Source organism: Bacillus sp. SIMBA_005, assembly GCF_046535585.1.
GTDB lineage: Bacteria > Bacillota > Bacilli > Bacillales > Bacillaceae > Bacillus > Bacillus pumilus.
In genome coordinates this window covers 1-457 of record NZ_JAWRWI010000050.1, presented here as the reverse complement: position 1 = coordinate 457, position 457 = coordinate 1, and the positions used below count along the sequence as shown (strand labels likewise).

At 34.1% G+C, this 457-nt stretch carries 1 protein-coding gene; it reads left to right on the top strand.

Going from position 1 to position 457, the window contains the following annotated elements:
* A partial coding sequence (locus tag SB660_RS19025; RefSeq protein WP_410583773.1) for a hypothetical protein occupies window positions 1-457 on the top strand: 457 nt, incomplete at both ends.

Here is a 457-nt window from a genome sequence, read left to right as displayed (position 1 = left end):
ATAAGATTGCTGCTGATAAAGCTAAACAAAGCATGCTCAAAGCTCAATCTGACATTGAGAGTGGAAATGCTAAAGTTAAAGATAGCGTCCTTTCAATTGCAAATGCTTATAGTTCAATTGATATCAGTAATACTTTAAAGACGAGTATTAGTGATGTTGTCAACAAACTTAACTTAAAAGATGATTTAGATCCTGAAGAATTAGAAAAATTTTCCTCCTCTTTAGGAAAGCTTCAAGAAAAAATGCAAAAAGCTTTAGATTCAGGCGATGAAAAAGCTTTCGATAACGCAAAAAAAGATCTTCAAAGTCTCTTAGAAACATACTCTAAATCCGATTCCTCTATTGATGTTTTTAAAATGAGCTTCGACAAAGCACAGAAGAACATAAAAGATGGAGATAAGAGCTTATCTTCCGTTAAATCTGAAGTTGGCGATTTGGGTGAGACGCTGGCAGAAGC